This is a genomic window from Paenibacillus ilasis (assembly GCF_043195395.1).
In the GTDB taxonomy this organism is placed as follows: domain Bacteria; phylum Bacillota; class Bacilli; order Paenibacillales; family Paenibacillaceae; genus Paenibacillus_AQ; species Paenibacillus_AQ lautus.
In genome coordinates, this window is record NZ_JBHDJG010000001.1 from 1,289,346 (window position 1) to 1,312,539 (window position 23,194).

Annotated in this window: 19 protein-coding genes; 12 read left to right on the top strand and 7 right to left on the bottom strand. The window is 49.9% G+C overall.

Translation table 11 applies throughout. The annotated features are described in order from the left end of the window. Positions 1-71: 71 nt before the first annotated feature. On the top strand, positions 72-1,802 hold the full coding sequence (locus tag ACETK5_RS06240) for a glycerol-3-phosphate dehydrogenase/oxidase (RefSeq protein ID WP_394054682.1): 1,731 nt from the start codon (positions 72-74) through the stop codon (positions 1,800-1,802). 128 nt (positions 1,803-1,930) lie between these two features. Further along, positions 1,931-2,923 (top strand): aldose 1-epimerase, encoded by a 993-nt coding sequence (locus ACETK5_RS06245; protein ID WP_394054684.1) that lies wholly within the window; start codon positions 1,931-1,933, stop codon positions 2,921-2,923. A gap of 106 nt (positions 2,924-3,029) precedes the next feature. On the opposite strand, the gene ACETK5_RS06250 is transcribed toward ACETK5_RS06245, so the two are convergent. Further along, a complete protein-coding gene (locus ACETK5_RS06250; RefSeq protein ID WP_394057342.1) occupies positions 3,030-3,800 on the bottom strand; it encodes a YwaF family protein in 771 nt (256 codons plus the stop codon). Between the two features lie 87 nt (positions 3,801-3,887). On the opposite strand from ACETK5_RS06250, the gene ACETK5_RS06255 reads away from it, so the two are divergent. Beyond that, positions 3,888-4,832, top strand: a complete 945-nt coding sequence (locus tag ACETK5_RS06255) for a hypothetical protein (protein ID WP_394054686.1) — start codon at positions 3,888-3,890, stop codon at positions 4,830-4,832. 88 nt (positions 4,833-4,920) lie between these two features. Here the strand turns inward: ACETK5_RS06255 and ACETK5_RS06260 are convergent, their stop codons facing one another. The 3 genes from ACETK5_RS06260 to ACETK5_RS06270 all read right to left on the bottom strand — a co-directional run bounded on the left by ACETK5_RS06260 (position 4,921) and on the right by ACETK5_RS06270 (position 7,788). Continuing rightward, positions 4,921-5,265, bottom strand: a complete 345-nt coding sequence (locus tag ACETK5_RS06260) for a LytTR family transcriptional regulator DNA-binding domain-containing protein (RefSeq protein ID WP_009590070.1) — start codon at positions 5,263-5,265, stop codon at positions 4,921-4,923. 133 nt (positions 5,266-5,398) lie between these two features. Then, positions 5,399-6,583 (bottom strand): peptidyl-prolyl cis-trans isomerase, encoded by a 1,185-nt coding sequence (locus tag ACETK5_RS06265; RefSeq protein WP_394054688.1) that lies wholly within the window; start codon positions 6,581-6,583, stop codon positions 5,399-5,401. A gap of 134 nt (positions 6,584-6,717) precedes the next feature. Then, entirely contained in the window at positions 6,718-7,788 is a 1,071-nt protein-coding gene (locus ACETK5_RS06270; protein WP_394054690.1) for a permease, read from the bottom strand. 295 nt (positions 7,789-8,083) lie between these two features. Between ACETK5_RS06270 and selD the strand changes: the two genes are divergently transcribed. Both selD and mnmH read left to right on the top strand, forming a co-directional pair. Further along, on the top strand, positions 8,084-9,136 hold the full coding sequence (gene selD / locus ACETK5_RS06275; protein ID WP_394054691.1) for a selenide, water dikinase SelD: 1,053 nt from the start codon (positions 8,084-8,086) through the stop codon (positions 9,134-9,136). A gap of 39 nt (positions 9,137-9,175) precedes the next feature. Continuing rightward, positions 9,176-10,228, top strand: coding sequence for a tRNA 2-selenouridine(34) synthase MnmH (mnmH, locus tag ACETK5_RS06280; protein ID WP_394054693.1), 1,053 nt, complete (start codon positions 9,176-9,178; stop codon positions 10,226-10,228). 184 nt (positions 10,229-10,412) lie between these two features. Here the strand turns inward: mnmH and ACETK5_RS06285 are convergent, their stop codons facing one another. Further along, the gene (locus tag ACETK5_RS06285; protein ID WP_326114054.1) at positions 10,413-11,057 is read right to left on the bottom strand and encodes an SDR family oxidoreductase; all 645 of its coding nucleotides are present in this window, start codon (positions 11,055-11,057) and stop codon (positions 10,413-10,415) included. A 192-nt stretch (positions 11,058-11,249) separates the two neighbouring features. Between ACETK5_RS06285 and ACETK5_RS06290 the strand changes: the two genes are divergently transcribed. The 5 genes from ACETK5_RS06290 (at position 11,250) to ACETK5_RS06310 (ending at position 19,134) form a co-directional block, all read left to right on the top strand. Further along, positions 11,250-11,939 (top strand): phosphatase PAP2 family protein, encoded by a 690-nt coding sequence (locus ACETK5_RS06290; RefSeq protein ID WP_100538205.1) that lies wholly within the window; start codon positions 11,250-11,252, stop codon positions 11,937-11,939. A 107-nt stretch (positions 11,940-12,046) separates the two neighbouring features. Then, positions 12,047-13,105 (top strand): FUSC family protein, encoded by a 1,059-nt coding sequence (locus tag ACETK5_RS06295; protein WP_100538204.1) that lies wholly within the window; start codon positions 12,047-12,049, stop codon positions 13,103-13,105. 294 nt (positions 13,106-13,399) lie between these two features. Further along, positions 13,400-15,730, top strand: a complete 2,331-nt coding sequence (gene helD / locus ACETK5_RS06300) for an RNA polymerase recycling motor HelD (RefSeq protein ID WP_326114055.1) — start codon at positions 13,400-13,402, stop codon at positions 15,728-15,730. A gap of 310 nt (positions 15,731-16,040) precedes the next feature. Beyond that, the gene (locus ACETK5_RS06305; protein ID WP_100539462.1) at positions 16,041-17,744 is read left to right on the top strand and encodes a methyl-accepting chemotaxis protein; all 1,704 of its coding nucleotides are present in this window, start codon (positions 16,041-16,043) and stop codon (positions 17,742-17,744) included. An 85-nt stretch (positions 17,745-17,829) separates the two neighbouring features. Next, complete coding sequence (locus tag ACETK5_RS06310) at positions 17,830-19,134, top strand: MFS transporter (RefSeq protein ID WP_326114106.1); 1,305 nt, start codon at positions 17,830-17,832, stop codon at positions 19,132-19,134. Positions 19,135-19,284: 150 nt separating this feature from the next. Here ACETK5_RS06310 and ACETK5_RS06315 read toward each other — a convergent pair whose 3' ends face one another. Both ACETK5_RS06315 and ACETK5_RS06320 read right to left on the bottom strand, forming a co-directional pair. Beyond that, positions 19,285-20,523 carry an MFS transporter gene (locus ACETK5_RS06315; protein ID WP_394054697.1) on the bottom strand — a complete coding sequence of 413 codons (1,239 nt, stop codon included), beginning with the start codon at positions 20,521-20,523 and terminating at the stop codon, positions 19,285-19,287. An 8-nt stretch (positions 20,524-20,531) separates the two neighbouring features. Next, positions 20,532-20,978, bottom strand: coding sequence for a MarR family winged helix-turn-helix transcriptional regulator (locus ACETK5_RS06320; RefSeq protein ID WP_326118813.1), 447 nt, complete (start codon positions 20,976-20,978; stop codon positions 20,532-20,534). A 223-nt stretch (positions 20,979-21,201) separates the two neighbouring features. On the opposite strand from ACETK5_RS06320, the gene ACETK5_RS06325 reads away from it, so the two are divergent. Both ACETK5_RS06325 and ACETK5_RS06330 read left to right on the top strand, forming a co-directional pair. Beyond that, positions 21,202-21,939: a glycerophosphodiester phosphodiesterase gene (locus ACETK5_RS06325; protein WP_394054698.1), complete on the top strand. Its 738-nt coding sequence runs from the start codon at positions 21,202-21,204 to the stop codon at positions 21,937-21,939. 4 nt (positions 21,940-21,943) lie between these two features. Next, positions 21,944-23,152: an SLC45 family MFS transporter gene (locus tag ACETK5_RS06330; RefSeq protein WP_394054700.1), complete on the top strand. Its 1,209-nt coding sequence runs from the start codon at positions 21,944-21,946 to the stop codon at positions 23,150-23,152. The last annotated feature ends 42 nt before the right edge of the window (positions 23,153-23,194 follow it).

The window sequence follows — 23,194 nt, forward strand, 5'->3', positions numbered from 1 at the left end:
TTTGCTGTCTTTTTGCATTGGAAGGTAACGATAGATAAAAACAGGGTAAATCATACTGGGAGGGATTCATTGTGAAGCAGGCACAGTCGTTTTCAAGTTTGGACCGCAGGCATCGATTTCAAGAAATGGCAGAGGGAACCTTCGATCTGATTGTTATCGGAGGGGGCATAACCGGTGCAGGGATTGCGCTGGATGCGGTCACGCGCGGGATGTCCGTTTTGTTGGTCGAGATGCAGGATTTTGCCGCAGGAACGAGCAGTCGTTCGACCAAGCTGGTGCATGGCGGCCTGCGGTACCTGAAGCAGTTTGAAGTCGGCATGGTGGCCGAGGTAGGCAAAGAACGGGCCGTTGTGTATGAGAATGGGCCGCATGTAACGACGCCGGAGTGGATGCTGCTGCCGATACACCAGGGTGGCACCTTTGGGAAGTTCAGCACCTCCATCGGGTTGATGGTGTATGATTTCCTGGCCGGCGTAAAGCGGGGAGAACGGCGTTCCATGCTGTCCGCATCCGAAACGCTGAAGAGGGAGCCGCTTCTGAAGCAGGAGGGTCTTAAGGGCGGTGGTTATTATGTGGAATACCGGACGGACGATGCCAGGCTGACGCTGGAGGTCATGAAGGAGGCAGCCGCCAGAGGGGCGGTTCTGTTCAATTACACGAAGGCCGAATCGTTGAATTATGATGCGAATGGACGAATTACCGGTATCACCGTAAGAGATATGCTGGGTGGCGGGGTCAAGTCCGTATCCGGAACCAAAATTGTAAACGCCGCAGGGCCCTGGGTGGATCAGGTGCGCGAAATGGATAAGTCTAAGAAGGGGAAAATGCTTCAACTGACCAAAGGGGTTCATCTGGTCATCGATCAATCCAAGTTCCCGCTTCGTCAAGCGGTGTACTTCGATACACCAGACGGCCGAATGGTGTTTGCTATTCCCCGCGACGGGAAGACCTACGTGGGAACCACCGATACGGTCTACAAAGCCGATCCCGTGCGTCCCTTGATCACGGTGGAGGACCGGGATTATATTTTGAAAGCCATTCATTACATGTTCCCTGGCGTGAAGCTAAGTCCGGCAGACGTCGAGTCGGGATGGGCTGGAGTACGGCCCCTTATTTTGGAGGAAGGCAAAAGTCCCTCCGAAATTTCACGCAAGGATGAAATTTGGGAGTCTCCGTCCGGCTTGATTACTATTGCCGGTGGCAAGCTGACCGGCTATCGCAAAATGGCCGGCACCGTTGTCGACCTGGTTGCGCAACGGATTCTAGAGAACGGCGGCAAAGCGTATGGTGCCTGCGTAACGAAAAATCTGCCGATTTCCGGCGGTCAGGTAGGCGGATCCGGCCAATTCCCTGATTTTGTCCGCAAGCAGGCGGAGATCGGCGCAATGCAAGGAATTGACCGTAAGCTCGCCGAGCAGTGGGCGCGAATGTACGGCTCCAACGTGTCGGAATTGTTCCGCTTGGCCAAGGAGGGCTCCGATCAGGGGGAAGCAGCAGCGCTTCCGGTATCGGTACTGGTTCCGCTGATGTATGCGATTCAGCATGAGATGGCAGCGAAGCCGGCTGACTTTTTTATCCGTCGCACGGGTTCCCTGTTATTCCATATCGATTGGACGAGAAAATGGAAACAGCCTGTGATCGATTATATGGCTGCGGTACTGGGGTGGAGCGAGCAGCAGACACTTGAATACACGAAGGAACTGGATGAGGAGTTGGTCTCGGCCACACAGCCTGCAGCAAGCGATCAATCGGCCCCGGCTCCAATTCCGCAAAACGCTTCTAAAACGAAGCTTTCGTCTTAACCGGCAGCAATTTTAAACGGACGGAATGAGTGGGGGGGATGGGCCGACCATCCACCCCGAAAATATAGAAGTAAGGGCTTTGGTATGATAATCTATATACGTTCACACTTGAGAGGAGAGATCACCCGATGAACCACAAAGCGTATGAAGGATCATATCACGGGGAGCGCGCGGTTTGGCTCCAGCACGGCCCTTACGAAGCGGCGATATTGCCCGAAATCGGAGGCAATCTCATCGCTTTTAGGGATAACGAAAGCGGTTACCGGTTCCTTCGCGAACCGGAAGCAGACGAAATGGAAGCATTCAAATCCAATCCGGGCGTTCACGGCATTCCTGTTCTTTTTCCGCCTAATCGTTATGAGGACGGCCGGTTTCCATGGAATGGACAAACCTATCAGTTCCCGATCAATGAAGAAGCGACGGGCAATCACCTCCATGGCTTTTTACATACGATCCCTTGGAGCGTCGAGGATTTTGGCAGCAGCGAGGCTGAAAGCTACGTGGTGGTTTCGGTCACCATTGATGAGAATCATCCCGTGTATGCCATGCTTCCGCACCCGTTCACGTTCCGGCTTCGCTATACGCTGAATCAGGATGGTTTGGCTCAGCATGTGTTTATTCGTAATCTCGGAACCGGCAACATGCCGTGCCTGCTTGCTTTCCATACGGCAATCAACGCTCCGTTTGCTCCCGAGAGCACGGCGGATGACTGCGTCGTGAGAATAACGATCGGCGAGCGGTGGGAAATGAGTGAGCGGATGCTGCCGACAGGCAAATTCCAGACGCTTACGGCAGAAGAGGAGCTGCTTCGGACAAGCGGCGTAACTCCCTATTTTGATTCGATGGACAACCATTACACGGCCGTCCCGCAAAACGGCAGAAATCGTATGGAATTGACGGATACCAAGCTCGGGAAAACATTCGTTTATGATGTCGGCAACTCGTATAAGCAGTGGATGGTATGGAACAACGAGGCATCCCGGAAGTTCTTCTGTCCCGAACCGCAGATTAACCTGGTAAATGCGCCGAACGTGGACCTGCCGGCTGACGATATCGGTCTGTTCGGTTTGGCTCCGGGCGAAATTTGGGAAGCAACCTCCAGGCTGTATCTTAAGGATTAAGGATCTGGTCTAGGCCTTTTCAATGGAAAAAAGCGTATGGATATTGCAGCACCCGAATACGCGGGCGTTTGCAGTCCATACGCTTTATATGTATAGGACTCCTTCTTCAACTGTCAGCCGAAGAAAAGGGCGGTTGTTGCTGTTTATGGCGGCGACTCCGTTTCAAGCGATCCGGAATGACAAAAAAGGCGATATACATAAGGATAAACAGCGCGAGTGCGATGAGCTCCTCAACGAGGATGTATACGGGATGCGGTCCCAGCAGGTCCAGCAGTGAAGCGGTGTCGGGCTTGCGCATCAGGAACATATAGTTCGAGCCGACAGCGAGGTTGACCAGACCGACAACGAATGCGGATACGTTCAGGAAGACCATCGTCCAGGCGATGGATTTCCAGGTTGGACGGTATCCTCGCACCCATGTCATGTACAATGCCGTCAATATGATCGCGATATGGACAACAAAGAAATGAAAGAACCGGAAGTGTGGGAAAGGGTAACCCAGATTGGGCGTTAATATAGCCTGCAAGGCCCCACCAATTCCGGCGAAGTAAACCAACGGATATAGACGGCGTTCATCCGTAAGCAGGATGGCGATGGAGAGAAACAGGGTCAAACTGCACAATTCCAATGGAAGGGAAGTGGCAGGGTCCCATATTCCCGTTAACGCATACCAGATATAAAGGGAGGCTTCGGGTAACGAAAGTGCAGCAAACAGCCCCCATCTCACGTTTTTTTGCAGAGAAGACTTGGAGGCGATTGCCGTCCTGAACAAGTACAATAGGGAGCAAAGGGCGATAAACACCAGAATGGCTATCCAATGTTCGGTGGAGAAAGCAGCAAACGCTTCCGGATATCTCGGATCAAAATAGGGATCGATGCGTGATCATCCTCTCTATGTTCATAAACCTAAAATTTGATAATACCATTATAGATGATATGACGATGGAAGAGAGGTGCATTTATTGTGAGTAAACGACAGGTAACCAAACGTTATGCGAGTCTCCTGCTTAGCTTAGCGCTGATCTTCAGCTTAAGCGGACTTGCTCATCCCGGAGGGGTCGAAGCAGCCAGCTCGAAGTACAAAAAGTTTTTCGATATCAGCAAAAAGGGAGCCCCGATTCCTGGTTACTCCGGGACCAAGGAGTGGATTCCGCAAGGGCTGGCCCTCGTTCCGAGCAAGAACTGGATCATTATATCGCATTATTGGGGTAATAAGGATAGCGATCAAGCCAGCAGCATCTCGATTACAAGCAGCAAAACCAATAAACGCATCAAAACATTCTATTTGTATGAGAGCGGCAGCAAAAAGCATACCGGGCATGTCGGAGGGCTTGCGGTTAGCAAAAAACATCTGTGGGTGACGTCCGGCAAAAATGTGTACAAAATTCCGCTGAGTACCATTAGCAGCAAAAAAGATTACAGCAATATCGTCATGACCCCATATGCGCTCGGCCATAAAGCATCCTATGCCACTTATTCTGACGGCATTCTATGGATTGGCGAATATATGGATGGCGAGGATCAAGGCGGCAAACAGTGTGCGCCGGGACCCAAGGGCAAGCTGCGAGGTTATCCCTTGACGTCCAGCGACGGCTTGCCGTCGAACCGCAAAGCGACCTATACATGGAGTACTCCTGACCGAATACAAGGGGCGGTCGTGACGAAATCACGCGTGGTGTACAGCCAGTCCTGCGGTCGTAACAATGCAAGTAAATTGCTCATCTATACTCGTGGAACCAAGGGAAAGGCTGCGGCTACGCCGCTGACGATGCCTCCGATGTCCGAAAATATTGCGATGCGGGGCAATGACCTGTACGTTCTGTTTGAATCCGGTGCCCGGAAGTACAGAAATGGTGCCATGCCGCTGAAGAACCTTTACATTGTCAATACTAAAAAACTGAAGCTTTAACCCTACAAACCAAAAGATCCCGCCTCCGGTTAACGGATACGGGATCTTCTGTGTGTTGCGCCCCATTTCAGAAGAGAGCGCAGCTCACTCAAACAGGCTGTTTTACTTCAGCGACAAGGCGCTTGAGCGACTCTTGCTTCCATCTCGGAATCCGAAGATGTTTAGCAGAAGGTGCCTTCTCCCCAAAGTAAACGATGCCTTGTTCTACCGTCGTGATTTTGTCAACGTTGACATAGCAGTTGCCGCCGACATGATAGAACTGTTTACCGGAGAGCAGGGATGCGATTTTTTCGGCAGTCATTCTCTTTTTAATGTTATAGTTTCTGCCGTGAAAGCTGACCAAACCGTGCGATCCGGTTTTAAAGAACAGAATGTCTGTCTCCACCACGAAGTCCTCATACATGTTGCGGGATTCCGATACGTGCTTCATCATTCTGCTTCCCCCTTTTCCAAGATCAACATTTGATAACGCTTACATTCTAACATGTTTTCCCTAGGGTTTAAAGAACTTTTTATTTGACATTAAAAAAAGCCCATACCGCAAGGGTAGGGGCTTGGACTAACGTTTAAGGTGCAGCAGGTGCTTCTGGTGTTTCCGCTGCAGGATCTGCTGGCGTTTCAGCCGCAGTTTCTTCCAGCGTATTGGTGATGGTTGCTTTGTCCTTCAGCTCTTGAATGTAGGCTGTGGATTCGGAGTAAACCTTCTGGTTCTCAAGCTGACTGCGAATTTCTTCCTTCTTATCTTCAAGGGTAGGGTTCGTGGCTTCTTTACGATCGGTAACCTTGATGATGTGGTAACCAAAAGAACTCTTCACCGGGTCGCTGATTTCACCCTTCTTCAATTTGAACGCTGCTTCTTCAAATGCAGGGTCCATCTGGCCGCGTCCGAAGAAGTCCAGGTCGCCGCCGGTCTCCTTCGTAGCATCTTGGTTCTTCTCTTTGGCAATCGCTGCAAAGTCGGCGCCTTCCTTCAATTGCTTCACGATGGCATCGGCTTCTTCCTTGGTTTCCACCAGGATGTGGGAAGCGCGAACTTGCTCAGGAGTAGCAAAACTTTCTTTGTTTTGGTCGTAGATTTCTTTAATTTCTTCATCAGTTACTTTGATTTTGTCGGCCATCAATTTTTTGAGCTCAACCTGGGTCTTGGTCTGCTCCTTCAGGTCGTCGAGCGTCATGCCGGATTGCTGCAGAGCTGAATTGAATTGATCCTCGGACGGGAAGGTCGCCTTCAAGGTATCTACTTCTTTATTCACATCAGCGTCAGTTACCGTAATGGATTTCTTCTTGAGTTCCTGCTGGATCAATTCCTCAGTGATCATGGAATTGAGTGTTTGTTTACCACCTACGCTGACAAGCTCATCGTACAGATTATCCTTGGTAATGTTAACGTCATTGACTTTAGCTATAGCTTCATTGCCGGATCCCTTGGCAAACGGAGGGACAATCAGGACGACAATTAACGCTGCCGCCAATACCAGCGAAGCGATCATCCAACCTTTGCTTCCGTTCCCGCCGCCACCTGCAGGAGACTGTTCATCGTAAAGCGGTTGATCCCCTGCTGGATGCATGAGCGTAGGCTGTTCGTCCGCATCCTTGTGAAGCTCGATGGGCTCAGGATAGGTTGAATCGATTCTTTCTTTTTCATTAGACAAGCTGCCCGGATCTTGTTGGTTATTCTCTTTCTCTTGGGCTTGTCCCTGTTCATCCTCGGGTTGCCCCGGATGGTTTGGCTGCAAATCGTTATCTTTCATTTAATGATTGACTCCCTTCGACTGCATGTAATAATGAGTTGGTTCATTCTTTAATCACTTTACCAGATAAGCCAAGGGTTTACCTTAAGAAAAAATAAAAATTGAAAAGATAATCGAAAAAGTTGGAGCTGGACCTACAGGATCAGCATTCCCGCTATACCACATACAATTCCAAGCAGGACAACGGAAGCAACAACAAACCACATGACGTTCCTCGGGAATGAGCGTCTTACCATGAGCAGGGACGGAAGACTGATGGCCGGCAGCGTCAGAAGCAGGGCTGCGGCCGGACCCGCTCCGAGGCCCGCTGCCATAAAGGCCTGAATGATCGGGATTTCCGCTGCAGTTGGAATGACAAACAGCATTCCCATCACGGAGAAGAAGATGACGGCCAGCAGCGTGTTTCCGGCGGCTGCTCCCAAATGCGGGAACATCCACACTTGCAATGCGCCAAGGAGAAGCACGGCTATAAAATACGCCGGAACCACGCGAATTATCATATGACCAATGCTGGAGAAGCAGCGCAGCCACAGCGGACGTTCATCGGGTTGATCGGTGCTCACTGGTGCGTCAATCTCGATGGGATCCGCCTCTTTGGCGAAGCGGTTAGCGAGGTAACTGACGCCAAAGGTTAGAATGAGGCCGAAGACCAAACGCAGCGCGGTGAATTTCCATGATAAAACAAACGTCATGAAGACGAGTGTTGCCGGATTGATGGTGGGATTGCCGATCCAGAACGCGAGGGCGGAGCCCACGGACACCTTTTTCTTACGCAGACCGATCGCGATCGGTGCTGCGCAGCAAGAGCACATCATGCCCGGAATGGAGGCAATTCCTCCAATCGCCGTGCTGCCGAAGGTGGTTTTGCCGAGAACGCGGAGCAGCCACTGGGAAGGAAGCAGCGACTGAATCAAGGTCCCGAGCAGGATACCGAGCACCGCCGCTTTCCAAACGGCTTTAAAATACGTGACCGCATAGTCCCAGGCCGCTTGCCAAGAAGGTACGGCATTGCCCGGGTCCATGCCTAATATGGAGGAGCCGATGCTGTGCTCCATAATGGCTTTGAGCGCTTTATCGTAATAAGGCCACCATTTTACGTAGGTTAGCCCTGTTGCTGCAATGATGATGAAGATGGTGATGAACCAGATGGTTCTTCTGCGATCCGAATGATCAAAGGCCATTCTGCCGTCGCTTGAGTGATTCATGATCTATACTCCCCCGATGCGTTATGAAATGATGTACATATCCAATCAATTAGTATATCACATTGTGGACAGAACGAAGAAAGATATTCCCGGTAATTGCAAGAAATAGGAAGATCATTAGACTTGGAGCAGCCGATTTCTTATAATATAGATATGGTGTGTGATCACAAGTGTTAGTAAACGGACGAATATCAGATTATCCCCGGGGTAGATGAGACGTTTTTTAAGCATCCACGCCGGGTTTGTTGCATGTGTTTTGTTAAATTCAACTCTTAAGACGAAGGGAAGACCCGTGATGAATCAATCGGAGAAAATAAAATTAACCTCGTATTCCTCTAAAGGAGGATGCGGCTGCAAGATCGGGCCAGCGGACCTGGCTCAGGTCATTCGCAAGCTTCCGCAAGCTGAGCCGAATCCTAATTTATTGGTAGGTTTGGATACAAGTGATGATGCAGGCGTATACCGTCTCACGGATGAGTTGGCTATGGTTCAGACCGTCGATTTCTTTACGCCGATTGTGGATGATCCCTATGATTTCGGACAAGTGGCTGCAGCGAATGCCATCAGCGATATTTATGCTATGGGAGGCAAGCCGTTGACTGCTTTGAATATCGTGGCATTTCCGATCTCCACGCTGGACAAGCAGGTATTGACGGATATTTTGAGAGGTGCAGGAGATAAATTGAAGGAAGCGGGGGTTACCCTGGTTGGCGGGCACTCCATCGATGACAAAGAACCCAAATTCGGCCTTACCGTTACAGGTACTGTCCATCCGGACAGAGTAAGAACCAATGCCGGCGCGAAGCCAGGCGATGCCTTGATTCTAACGAAGCCAATCGGCGTGGGTATCCTTACGAGTTCCATCAAAAAGGATCTGTTAAGCGATGAGGAGATTCGCCGAGTTACCGCCGTGATGGCGGCATTGAACAAAACGGCTGCCGAGCTCATGGAACCGTATGAGGTGCATGCTTGCACCGACGTGACAGGTTTCGGTCTCCTTGGCCATGCGCTCGAAATGGCCAAAGGAAGCGGCACGGGGATCCGGATATCTAAACCTTCTGTTCCTATTCTGGAGCGGGTTCGCGAGATGGCCGACGGCGGTGTTATTCCAGGCGGTACGAAGAACAATTATGATCACGTGAAGGACGACGTGCATTTCCCGGACAACATGGACCAGATCGATAAGTGGATTTTGTGCGATGCCGTAACTTCGGGAGGACTCCTCATTGCGGTTGATGGCTCGCAGGCAGATCAGCTTCTGTCAGAGCTTCGCCATGCCGGGCTGGAAGCTGGAAGAATCGGCGAGGTCGTGCATGACCATCCGAATCGCATTGTTGTTGAGTTATAAAGTGAATCGCGTTTTGTTTCAATAAAGGAGCGAACAGACATGTTTCAAGACATCACCGTAAAAGAATTAATGGAACTGCAAAGCAGGAAGAAGATTACTTTGATTGATGTCCGTTCCCCTTCGGAGTATAGGGATTCCACGATTCCGGGAAGTCTGAACATTCCGGTCTTCAATGATGAAGAACGGGCGGAGATCGGGACGATTTATAAGCAGGTGAGCGTGGATGCGGCTAAAGAGCGTGGACTTGCCATTATGTCGGCCAAGCTCCCGAGCTTTGTGAAGCAATTCAAGGACATCGAGGGAGATAAGGCGGTCTATTGCTGGCGTGGTGGCATGCGCAGCCGGACTGCCGCAACCGTTCTCTCTTTGATGGATATCCATGTCAATCGGATTACGGGCGGGATTAAGGCATACCGGAAGTATGTGCTGGATACGCTGGAGCATAAGAGTCTGGACGCGGAAGCATTTGTCCTCCACGGATTGACAGGGACCGGCAAGACGGCCGTGCTTAGACAGCTCCAGCAGGAAGGCTACCCGGTCGTGGACCTGGAAGGGCTGGCAGGACATCGCGGCTCGATCTTTGGGCATGTTGGTCTACAGGCGAATAATCAGAAGACGTTTGATTCGGGATTGGTTGAGCGGCTGAAGCAACTGGAATCTTCGCCGTATTTGTTATTTGAGGCGGAGAGCAAACGGATCGGCAAAATCGCCGTTCCCGATTTCCTGATGAAGAAGAAGGAGTCGGGGGTAGCCATCGTGTTGGAACTGCCGATGGCGGAACGGGTTCGCCAGATCCTGGAGGATTACAACCCTGCCGCTTTTAAAGAGCAATATTTGGCGGCCTTTCAATTAATCAAAAACAGGATCCACACACCTATCGCCGCGGAAATCGGCAAGTCTTTGGAAGAGGGGCGGTTTGCTCAGGGAATACAGCTGCTGCTCGAGCATTATTATGATCCCAAGTACAATCACTCCTTCAGCCAATATGAGGGCAGCACTCCCATTGTTGTGGCGGTAGACCGGGTGGAAGAAGCGGTGGTTGCGGTTAAAGATATATTGCGGAATCAAATGCTGCGGAAGACAGGCGCGTAAGGCAGCAAAACAAAGGCTACTGCGACAAAGTAAATCATAAACTATGCGCCTGCGTTGGCATTGACCGCTTTTATTGTGAGCTGGTTAAGATGGAACTAGTATGGAAAATCGTCCCTGAAGTATGAGCCGATACCAACGTATCGCTTATGCTGAGGGGCGATTTTTTTTGACAAAGGCATTCTCTTTAAATGGAGGATAACGCTTCGGATATAGGAGTATCTCCTGAAATCAGATCGAAGGAACGACGGAAGGTATTTTCTTCATCTAGGGATAACAGTATCGTTCGTGCTACATCCTCACGCGGAATCGATCCGCCCTGGATATTCTCCGCAGCGGTGATGCGTCCGGTACCGGGGTTATTCGTAAGTCCCCCTGGACGAATGATGGTGTACGAGAGGCTGCTCTGACGAAGCAGGCGATCCGCGTAATGCTTGGCGACATAATACGGTTTGATCTCCTCATTCCAAAATTCCCGATGATGCGCCCCCATCGCGCTTACCATCACAAAGCGCGAGACAGACGCCTGCTCGGCGGCTTCCATCATTTTTGCGGCTCCATCCAGATCGATTAACAGGGTTTTGTCGTATCCGGTAGCTCCGCCTGAGCCGGCAGCGAATACCACCGCCTGGCAATTCATCGCCGCGTCAGCAAGCTCCTCGACCGACCCTTCCAGGTTCGCAAGAACACACTCTATTCCGGCAGCTTCATATGTGGCTGCTTGTTCCTCTTTTCGTACCATTGCTCTTACGGTATAGCCTTCATGGTCTTGCAACAGATGTGTAAGCTGGTTGCCTATTTGGCCGTTGGCACCGACAACGAGAACCTTCATGTGGACATGCTCCTTTATGGTAAACTTTTTGGTATAAATACCCTTGAAAGAGTAATCATTGCGATTTTGACATAGACTACGAGATATTTCATGTATATCCCAAATGGACTTTCCTTTATCTCAGGAAAATGATATTATCTTGTTTTCACCAATTCGCACGGATTCGAAACAAAGGCAAAGGAGAAAAGAGAGTTGAGCGGACAGAAGCTACACCCGACTTCAGGAAGACAACGCTGGATTTTCCTCATTTCGATGATCAGCTTGATAGGATTTGTCACGCTGGCTGCTTTGGTAATGCGGCAAAGCCTGGCATCGTTTGATTTGGCGATCATAACAACGGTACAAGCCTGGGAGCATCCGCTTATCACGGATATCGCCATTGGGCTGTCGTTTATAGGTTCTATCGGACCGGTGATTGTGTTATGTCTGATTGTAATCGCCGTGCTATATTGGGTACTGGGACACCGCGTGGAGATCCTTCTCCTTATTGTGGTCGTCTTCGGTTCATCTATTCTGAATGTATTATTAAAATGGGTCTTTCAACGGGCCAGGCCCGACATCCACCGCTTAATTGAAATTACGGGGTACAGCTATCCCAGCGGACATTCCATGGTCGCCTTCTCGTTCTACAGCGTGTTGGCTTACTTGTTGTGGAGACATATTGACAGCAGAGCGGGGAGAGGCACATTAATATCCATCTCCGTCGTAATGATTCTCGGCATCGGACTAAGCCGGGTCTATCTTGGGGTCCATTATCCAAGCGATATCGTTGGCGGATATCTGGCTTCTTGCGCTTGGCTTGCATATCTGGTCCGATCTTATGAGAAAAGGATGGGGAAGCGGGCCAACCCGGAGCATGTGAATGAATCTGAAATTGCATAACATTGGAAACGTAAGGGTAATTCATGTAATAGCGGTTCAAACGGAGGAGTATGTATCATGGTGTGTATCCATAGATGTGAAATTGGGTTAGGTAAGGAGGGCTGTCTGTGGCGTTTGGAGCAAGAATGTTCAAAACCGGCTTAGCCGTGACGCTGGCTCTTTATTTAGCCATGCTGTTTGATTTTAAATCCCCTGTCGTTGCCGCCATAGCCGCGATATTTGCGATGCAGCCGTCCATATACAGGTCGTGGAGATATTTCCTGGACCAGCTGCAGACCAGTACGCTCGGTGCGATTCTGGCGATGCTCGGAGGATATTTTTTATCGAATCAGCCGATTTCCGTCGGTTTGGTATGTATTCTAGTGATTATGATTTGCATGAAGCTCAAAATGGGCGAGACCATCGGACTTACGCTTGTCACGGTCATCTCCGTGATGGAAGCTTCCGGGCAATGGGATTTTGCGCTCAATCGCTTTATTCTGACGATTATCGGTATCATATCAGCATTTCTTATCAATATTCTTGTGTTTCCCCCGAAACCCAAGGAACAGTACATCACGCGGATTCATATTGTATTTGGCAAAATGTCGCTGCTGCTGCGCACGGCCATCTCCCACGAAATGAAGGATTCGGTATACCGTGCGGAGAAGAAGGAACTGGAATCCGCGATCAAATCGTTGTCCGACAAATACAATTTATTTGAGGAAGAGCAGAAGAAGCTGAAGCGGGCCAAGTACAGTCAAGCCAGACAGCTTGTAGTGTATAAGCAATTGCTGCAATCCCTTCGTAAGGGATATGAAGTGCTGGATGCGGTGGAGAACCACTATTTTCAGGCGGAACGGTCCGAAGAAATCGACGAGCAGTTTGATCACAATCTGGAGCGGTTAATGAAGTACCATGAGCATATTTTGTGGAAATTCGAAGATAAACTGAAACCGAATGAGGACGAAGCCGAGACCATGGCGGAGAACAATGAAGCGTTCATGGAGCAGGTGATGTGCGGACCAGGCGCCAATCCAGGGGGGCTTCGGCTATCGGTGGTGGCCGCCTCCATGTATGATTACGGATATCAGCTTGACCGGCTGAACCGGGTAGCGGATCAAATTAGCCGTGTCGTGGATGATAAAGAGCAGGAGGAGGCCTTGTTCTCGTGGCTGCGTAAATAAGAGAAGTTCATCATTTGGGTGCCGATCAAGATGCCATATTTGATCGGCTTTTCATGCACCAGGATTTAGGATGATTCCTCTTGGCAGTGAGCCTTGGGAATGGTATTGTATATAAACGCAAAAAAACCGCCCCGGTGGGTCGGTTACTGAGATTCGATGTTGAATTATACGGGACACATTGCTATAATTAGCAATGGTTTGTCATTAAACATTGACAATATGTTTAGAATATCACAATTGTATTTTATCACAGACGAATTGCGCTGTCAACCAGTATATTAGGGGGATGAACAAATGGCTATCAGCGAACAGGATTGGCAAGAAGAACAGGCACGGGTAACGGAAGTGACAACGAAAATCAGTAATAAAATATCTCAGTTGGAAGCGAGCGTCGGAGATATCCGTGAAGTCGTGATTGATATGCGGAAAGACTTTTGGGACGAAGTTACGGTCAACTTCAGCAACCCGGACGATTTGGGTGAAACGTCCACCAACCTGAGACAGCAGTCGCAAGTGCTCGCGGAACGTGAGCATGCTCATCTGCAATCCAGCAAGCTGCTTAAAAAGTATAGAAAACTTGTGGAATCCCCTTACTTTGGACGCATTGATTTTCAAGAGGATGGAACCACGGAGACGGACACCATTTATTTAGGGACAGGATCTTTTTTGGATGAACATATGGAGACGTTTCTCGTTTATGACTGGAGGGCTCCGATATCAAGCTTGTATTATGACGGGGCACCCGGTCCGGCCCAATATGAAACGCCTTCGGGTACGGTCAAAGGCAAAATGCTGCTTAAGCGCCAATTCGTCATCCATAACGGCGAGATCAAGGTATTGTTTGATACCGGTGTGACGATTGGTGATGAGCTGCTGCAGCAGGTGCTCAGCCATAGCGCGGATGATCGTATGAAGAGCATCGTAGCTACGATTCAGAAGGAACAGAATGCCGTCATCCGAAACGACAAAACCCGAATGCTGATCGTTCAGGGGGCTGCCGGCAGCGGCAAAACCTCAGCCGCACTGCAGCGAGTGGCTTATCTGTTGTATAAGTACCGGGAGACACTCCGGGCCGATCAGATGATTCTGTTCTCCCCGAATCCGCTGTTCAATAGTTATGTATCCACAGTCCTTCCGGAGCTCGGCGAGGACAATATGCAGCAGACGACCTTCCAGTCTTATCTGGAACACCGGCTCGGGAAAGAGTTTGAGCTCGAAGACGTGTTCACACAGACGGAAACCTTGCTGAATGCGGATGATTCGCCGCGGTACCGGGCACGACTTGAGAGCATATCCTATAAATCCTCGGGAGCTTATCTTGACACCATCAGACAATACAAGGAGCTGCTGGAGAAGGGCGGGATGCTCTTTAAGCCGGTCGTATTCCAAGGTAAGGTTATCGTCAGCTCCGACGAAATGTCCGCGCAGTTCTATAGTTATGATTCGGCGGTTAAGCTCGCTGGCCGGATCGACCTGATGAAAGAGTGGATGCTGAAACGCCTGTCGGAGTTCGCTCAGAGCGAAAAAGACGCCCCGTGGGTGGAGGAGCAAATCCAGCTGCTGGATACGGATGATTATCAACGGGCCTTTCAAACGATGCGTCGTAAGCAAAACCGGAAGGCGGATACGTTTGACGATTTTGATAAGGAAAGGGATGTCCTTGCCAAAATGGTCATCAGCAACCGGCTCAAGCCGGTTAGACGCTGGATCAAGCGGTTCCGATATGTGGATGTGAAGGGCATGTACCGAAAATTATATACGGATGAATCGCTATTTCGCCGGGCGGCCGGGAATTTGGAGAGACTCCCGGATGATTGGGAGGAAATCTGCAAGCTTACCGTTGCGTCACTGGACAACAAATCGCTGTTGTATGAGGATGCGACTCCGTTCCTCTATCTGAAGGAGCTGCTTCAAGGTTTCCGCACGAACACGTCGATTCGTCATGTGATTGTGGATGAAGTACAGGACTATTCGGGATTTCAGCTGGAATTCCTGAAGCGGTTGTTCCCGCGTGCGAAAATGACGGTGCTGGGGGATCTCAATCAAGCGATTTACGCACATGGAGAGGCGCTCGGCAATCTGGAAAATCTGGTGAGTCTTTACGGCAAGGACGATACGGAGGTCATCAATCTGACGCAAAGCTACCGGTCCACGTATGAAATCGTTGATTTCACACGGCAGATGATACCGGGCGGGGAGCGGATCGTTCCATTTAACCGGAGCGGCGAAGCTCCGCGTGTGGTTGCGGTGAACGATGAGGAACACCTGCATGGAGCGATTGTCTCTGATATCCGTGAGCTTCATGAACAGGGATTCCAGTACGTGGCGGTGATCTGCCGGACAGAAGAGGAGAGCAGACGCGTACACGAGCAGCTGTCAGCAGATATACCTGCGCGATTAATTACCAAAACTACTCCTGCTTTCGAGAAAGGAACGCTTGTCGTTCCTGCCTATCTAGCCAAGGGCGTGGAATTCGACGCGGTGATCATATACAACGGCTCCGAGGATGTGTACCACCGCGAAAGCGACCGCAAACTGTTCTACACCGCATGTACGCGTGCCATGCACAAACTTCATGTGTATCATATCGGGGAAAAGAGCCATTTTATCCCGGATGAATATTAAATGAATAAAGGTCTGTCTGAGCCACGGCTTAGGCAGGCCTTTTTTCATGATTGTTATATGAAATCCAAACATGTTTCATGGAAAAGGAAAAAAACGGAAAGATATTTAGGGTGAGATGGGGAGTATTCTTTATACCATAAGGAGGGAGTTATCCAATATTTATGATGATTTGACCGGTGATTAATAATTTTTTTCAATTATTTTCGGGAAAAGCGCTTTCTCGATCGCCCCGTCTATTCATTTTGGACACAAATTTGACGAAAAAAGGATTGGGGGTATATTACTTATATCAAAGGTCGGGTGCTTGCGGATGAAGATAAAAACAAAATTAATTCTTTCGTCTACGATTCTTGCAACGGTTACGGCGGTGATCGTAATCATCGCGTTCATCACTTCGAATATGACGGAGAAGAGGTTCAGCAAGATTATTGAAGTGGATCAGAAGGTCATCTATAACCTGACGCAATTGGAGACCCTATTGACGGGCGTATCTAATGATGAGCGTGGCTACTTATTGACCGGTGATTCGACCTTTGCCGATTCATTGAAAGCGAAACAGGAGTCCGTCGCCAAACTCATGGCCGAAACCAAAGGCTTGATGACGGCTGAGGAAGACCACAAAGTGTTTAACGAGATCGAAACCGGGTATGTCATCTACACCGAAGCCGTTTCTGAGGTGTTAAACAAATTGGGGTATGATACCGGATTTTACAAGGCTGTGCCGTTTCGGGTATATGAAGCTGCATTTAACCAGGAACGCGAAGTGCGCAAGTCATTTAGTACGCTTATCGCACAATTTACGGTAGATAAAAATGAAGCCTTGGCTAAGCAGGCTGATCAAATTGCGGCCAGCAGCCGATTTCAGAATTTGATCATTATGCTGATCGGAATCGCAGCCGTTGTTTATTTTGCTATACAGGGTTATCTTCTTACTCGCTCGATCCGTCCGTTGAATCAGATGAGCAGTCAGCTTTTGAAGATTGCCGAAGGCGGGGGTGATCTGGTTACCCGATTACATATCACAACGAAAGACGAAATCAGGGATGTAGCCGACGCTTATAACAAATTGGTCGATGGCTTCAGGGAGCTTGTCGTACAGGTGCAGGATACGGCCGGCAAAGTCGGTGTCGCAGCTTCGACGCTGCACTCCACGACCGAGGAAATCCGTCAAGCTTCCCAGCAAACCTCAGGCATCATGGAAGAGCTGGCGGCCGGGGTAGAGAACCAGCTTCAGGATACAGAGGAAACGACAGCTACGATAACGGACATGGCGGAAGGAATGAAACATATCGCGCATGCCGCCCAAGACGTCTCCGGATTGGCAGCAACGACGAACCAACTTGCGGCTGGAGGGGAACAGGCACTTATACATACACTGGCTCAAATGGAAGGCATACGCACCAGTGTGGATCAATCCGCGCAGTCGGTGCGGGCGCTCGGCGAAAAGGCCTCCAACATCGGTGCGATGGGACAGATCATTATCGAAATTGCAGAGCAGACATCACTGCTTGCTTTGAATGCCTCGATTGAGGCGGCTCGGGCGGGCGAGCATGGCAGAGGGTTTGCGGTTGTAGCGGCCGAGGTCAGGAAATTGGCTGATCAGGCATCAAACTCCTCCGTTGAAATCAGACAATTCGTCCATGAGCTTCAGCAGGATATTGTTGATTTGGCCGGCGTCATGGAGCAGGGGACCCGTGAAGTGACCCAGGGCATGAACGTGGCGCAAGGAGCCGAGAGAGCCTTTAAGGAAATTGAGCAATCCGTCGGAGAATTGAACGAACAAATTCAGAGTGTCACCGTTGCAACAGAACAGATGAACTCCGGAGCAGGGGAGCTTGTTCACGCAATCCGCAGAATTCAGGAGGTCACGGAGACGACGGCAGGCGGAACCCAAAGCGTCAGTGCTGCCACGGAAGAGCAGCTGGCCTCTATGGAGGAAATTACAAATTCCGTTGAAGATTTGAATGTAATGTCTGGCAAGCTTCGGCAGTTGATGTCCGGCTTTAAAGTATAAATAAGGAAAAATGGCATATGGGAAAAAACGGCCACCTTGCAATCATGCATATTCTGGGCAAAAGAACCTACAATATGGATGACAGATAACGCAAAGGTGGTCTTCTCTCATGGAAAACAAGAAATGGGATCTGGTTGCCCTTGCATCCATACCACTCATCATGACGTTGGGCAATTCCATGCTGATTCCCATCTTGCCGCAGATTTCAAAAGCTCTGGGGATCAGTTCCTTCAAAGTCAGTATGCTTATAACGGTATATGCTGTTGTAGCCATCTTACTGATTCCGATTGCCGGTTATTTATCGGATCGGTATGGACGAAAGAAGATCATCATCCCCAGCTTAATTATTGCGGCATTAGGCGGAGCTGTCTCGGCTGTGGCAGCCTGGATGCTGAGTGGGACGGCGGCATATTACGTTATTTTGGCGGGACGGTTTCTGCAGGGGATTGGTGCTGCCGGGGCATTCCCCATTGTCATTCCGCTTGTCGGTGACATGTTTAAAGAGGAAGAAGAGGTCAGTAAGAGTTTGGGTATTATCGAAACCTCCAATACGTTTGGCAAGGTAGTCAGCCCGATACTAGGTGCCCTGCTCGGAAGTTTTATTTGGTTCTTGCCCTTTATAGCTATTCCGATTCTATGCTTGATCTCTATCGTGCTTGTCATTTTTCTTGTGAAGACACCGAAGTCGAACGACAACGACAAACAATCCATTCGCGAGTTTTTGAAAACAACCAAGCAGGTTTTGCACGAGAAGGGAAGATGGCTGTATGCGATATTTGCCATCGGCGGCATCGCGATGTTTGGCGTATTCGGCGTACTTTTCTATTTGTCGGAAACGCTCGAGAGCACTTACCATTTACAAGGTGTGGTGAAAGGGCTGGTGCTTGCGATTCCGCTGGCTTTGCTATGTCTGTCTTCCTATTTAGCCGGTAAATTCACGGGCAAAAATAAAGCGGCTAAAAAGTGGACCGGTTTCGCGGGTATGGCCATATTGACGGCCTCCCTGATCGTCACCGGATTTAGCGCTCAGATCTATTTTGTAGTCGGAATGATGACGCTTGGCGGCATCGGGATCGGGATGGTCCTGCCATGCATGGACACGCTGCTGACGGAAGGTATAGAGAAGGAACAGCGCGGTACCATTACCTCTCTGTACAGCAGTATGCGCTTTATCGGCGTATCGCTTGGTCCGCCAGTTGTCTCGCTGCTGCTCGGGGCGAATCATTGGGTTCTGTTCGGCACGTTGGCAGCTGTCGCGGCGGTAGGCGGCCTGCTCACATTATTCGCCGTGAAGCCGGAGGCGAAGAAAGACGACACCGGAGGGAACTCATACCGAGTCGACTTCAAGAAACCGCAGGGCTTGAAAAAGAAAGGTCTTGTCCATAAATAATGGACAAGACCTTTTTCTCATATCCGGATATGGACGGGGAGCATATTGAAATCGAGGAACTTTCATCGTCTACTTTGTTTCCTGGTCCATTCCTGAGACGTTTTCGAAGTTCATATGCCGCTGCTTCTCTTGGCTTCGCTGCAATCTCCGTTATCCTGCAGCGGTGGGTTCGGTATCCTCAAGCTTTAAGGTTGCTTTGGAGCGCGATTTGCCGGTTACCTGCATGATGATATAAATCAGGATTAACAGCACAAGCGCAATGGCGGAATATCGGTACATGATCGTGTACGAAGTGGATTTGGCAATGGAGCCGAGCGCGATCGAGCCGATAGCGACACCGAAATCCAGGGAGTTGAAGAACATGCCGTTGGCCATGCCGCGCTGGAGCGGATGAACCTCCTGGATCATCCAGGTCTGGATGGACGGCTGCATCGCGCCGAAGCCAAGGCCATAACATAATGCTGATAACAGCATAGTACCCGTCGATGAGGCGAAGGTCAGCAACAGCAGACCGGTGACCATCAGAACAGCAGCGGGTATAACCATCGCCTTGTGTCCATAGCGGTCATAGATTCTGCCGGAGAACGGCCGTACCAGAATGATGGCAATGGCATTGAACAAGAAGAAATACTGGGGATTCCGGAGGTGAGCCTCGGTGCCGAACAACGCCATGAAGCTTAGCAGCCCTCCGTACGTAATGGACATCAAAAAGTTAAGGACGCTGGGGAGAATCAGCTTTTTGTTGAATGAGCCCTTCGGTTGATCCTCAATTCGAGGTTGAACCGCTGCGGGGCGCTCCGTTTTCCGTTTTGCCGATCTTGACGTTAGAACGTAGGCGAGTGGGAAGCTAAGTATATTGATGATGACGGTGATGACCACAAGCGGTGTGAACCCCCCGTCTTGCAGGAGCGTCAAGCCGATCATCGGGCCGATCGACATGGCGAGCGTAGTGGATAATCCGAAGTATCCCATGCCTTCGCCCAGTCGTTTGATAGGAATGACGTCCGATGCCATCGTAGGAAACGAGGTGCTTGTCATGCCAAAGCCGATGCCAAACAAAACGCGCATCAGCAGCAGAAAGGCGATCCCGGATGCCCAGTAATAGCCCAGCGTGGCTGCAAGCGAAATCATCAGCCCGACGTACAGCAGCAGGCGCAGTTTTCCTTTTTCCAGCGCTTTGCTTGACACGAAGCGGGAGGCGATCGCGCTGAAGGCGAACAGGCTGGTTATCAGGCTGACTTGAAGCGGACTTGCCATAAACGCCTCCTTGGCGTATGCGGGCAGCGTGGTCAGCATCATCTGCAGGGTCAGAAACAGAAATAGGTTGCTGACCATCAAGGTGATGAATTCTTTGGTCCATAAACGTTGTTTTGTATTCATTTCATTCATGTGAAACATCACTCCTGTTTGTGTAAGTTGTCTATGTTGGCATTGATGCGTGAGAGTGTGTCCCAGAACATCTCTAATTGATGATCGTCAATGCCTTCGATTAACTGGCTTCCGCATTGACTTTCGATGGTTGTGGTTGCCGCGATCAATTCTTTCCCTGTATCCGTCAAAAAGAGCTGGAAAGCTCTCCGGTCGTTAACCGATACGGATTTGCGGGTATATCCTTTTTTCTCGAGCAGATCCAAAATACGGGTAGTGGTCGGTTGATCCTTGTCTGCTTTGGCGGCAACTTCCTTCTGATTCACCCCTTCATGCTCTCCGATGTGGTACAGAACCAACCATTGCTCGGGGGTAATATCATAGGGCTTCAAGGCATTCGCAAACAAATGGGAGGCGCGGCGATAGGTGTAACCCAGATGAAATCCGATGGAGGGGTTGCGTTTAGGTATTTTCAAGAAACAAGTCACACCTTTCATTTCAAATTTTCAAAATAGTTGTCTAAACAATTATATGCCTGACATACAAATCAGTCAAACCATTTAAAAAATTAATTGTCTACATGACAGGGTTTCGTTAAACGATGTGGAATATGAAAAATGGAATGATAACATAGCTCTAACAATGGCGAGCTATATTTATAGTACAAACCAATATCTCACCACTCAGGAGGAAGTACAAATGTCACAATTGATTAATTTTGCACACCGCGGGTCATCGGCCATATGCCCCGAGAATACGATGGCTGCCTTTGCCAAAGGCTTGGAGCAGGGTGCTACCGGGATTGAAACTGATGTTCAGATGACGAAGGATGGAAAGCTGGTTTTGATCCATGACGAGAGTGTCGCACGTACGACGGGGGCTGAAGGGCTTGTCAAGGATTATACATATGAGGAGCTGGCCAAGTTGGACGCAGGCTCATGGTTTGGGGCCGCCTTTCAAGGGGAACGGATTCCGCTGCTGGAAGAACTGCTGGAATTGACAAAAAGCCATGGTACGATCGTGAACATCGAGCTGAAGAACGGGTCGATTCAATATCCTGAGCTGGAAAAGCGTGTGATCGAGACCGTAAGGCATTACAAAATGTCAGAGCAAATCGTCATTTCAAGCTTCAATCATTATTCTCTGGTGGAGTGCAAGCATATTGATCCTGAAATCCGTACCGGCCTGCTGTATGGGGAAGGGTTATACAAACCGTGGGAGTATGCCAAATTGGCGAAAGCGGATGCGCTTCACGCATACCATCGCGCGGTTCTGCCGGAATGGGTAACGGAAGCAAAGCAGCATGGCGTAGTCTATCACCCTTGGACCGTCAATGACGAGGAACAGATGAAAGCCTTGATCGATGCAGACGTGGCTGGCATTATTACGGATTATCCGGATGTACTCGGGGGATTGCTACAGACCAAGGGAGCGTGACTTTGTGAAAAAAACATGGCTGCTGGGCTTTGGCTTTTTCAGCATTAGCATTACCTGGGCGCTCTACAATGCGTTTGTGCCCTATTTTCTGGAGGATTACATATCGAGCGTCGCACTGATCGGTTTTTTTATGACGATCGACAATTACTTTGCCTTGTTCTTGCAGCCATGGATTGGAAGTCGAAGCGACCGTACTCATACCCGGTATGGCAGAAGAATGCCTTACCTGCTCATCGGAATGCCGCTTGGCGCTCTGTTTACCGCAATCATTCCGTTTCACACCGGGATGGTAACATTGATACTGTTCATGGTCCTCATGAACCTGGCCATGAGCCTGTATCGTTCGCCCACCGTTTCATTAATGCCGGATATTACGGAGGAGAAACGCCGCACGAGAGCCAACGGCATCATTAATTTTATGGGCGGCATAGGGTCCATATTGGCTTTTGGCGTGGGCTCGGTACTGTATAGCGCTCATCATTCTTTGCCTTTTATTGCCGCAGCCGGCATAACGCTGGTGTCGTTGTTCATTTTGAGAACGTTTATTCAAGAGAAGCGTGACGCTCCAGGCTATCAAGCTCAGACGGCCGCTAAAGCTAAAGTTTCCTTTAAGAGTCAGATCAATCGGACGACGGTGCTGCTCTTGGCGGCGATATTTTTCTGGTTTGTCGCTTATCAGGGAGTTGAGACGCTGTTTACTTTGTACGGGAAAAATGAGATGGGCCTAACGGAATCGCAGGCTTCCTTTTCCCTAACGTTTTTTTCACTCGCCTTTGTTCTGTTCGCCATTCCAAGCGGATGGCTTGGCGGTAAATTCGGCAAGAAACGGATGATTCTGATCGGCGTCAGCGGGCTGTTCATTGTCTTCGCGCTCGTACCTTGGGTCGAATCACTGCTATGGCTCCGTGTATTGCTGACCGTTGGCGGATTATTCTGGGCTTGCATCAATATTAACTCCTATCCGTTTATCGTATCTACCGGATCGGAGGACAGCATTGGGACGCGGACAGGAATGTACTATTTGGTATCCTCGCTGGCGGCGATCTCGTCACCGCCTCTTCTAGGGAAGCTCATTGATGGCATGGGGTATTCGATTCTGTTTTATTGTGCCGCAGGCAGCATGCTGCTTGCATTGATCTGCGTTCTGATGATTCGCCACCAGGAAACGGAAAGTCCTGCACAATCGCAGACCGCTTCCGCCGGCTTGTCCTAGCCGATTGGTTTGTTTGATAACCGTAGGTTCGGCTCCTGCTAG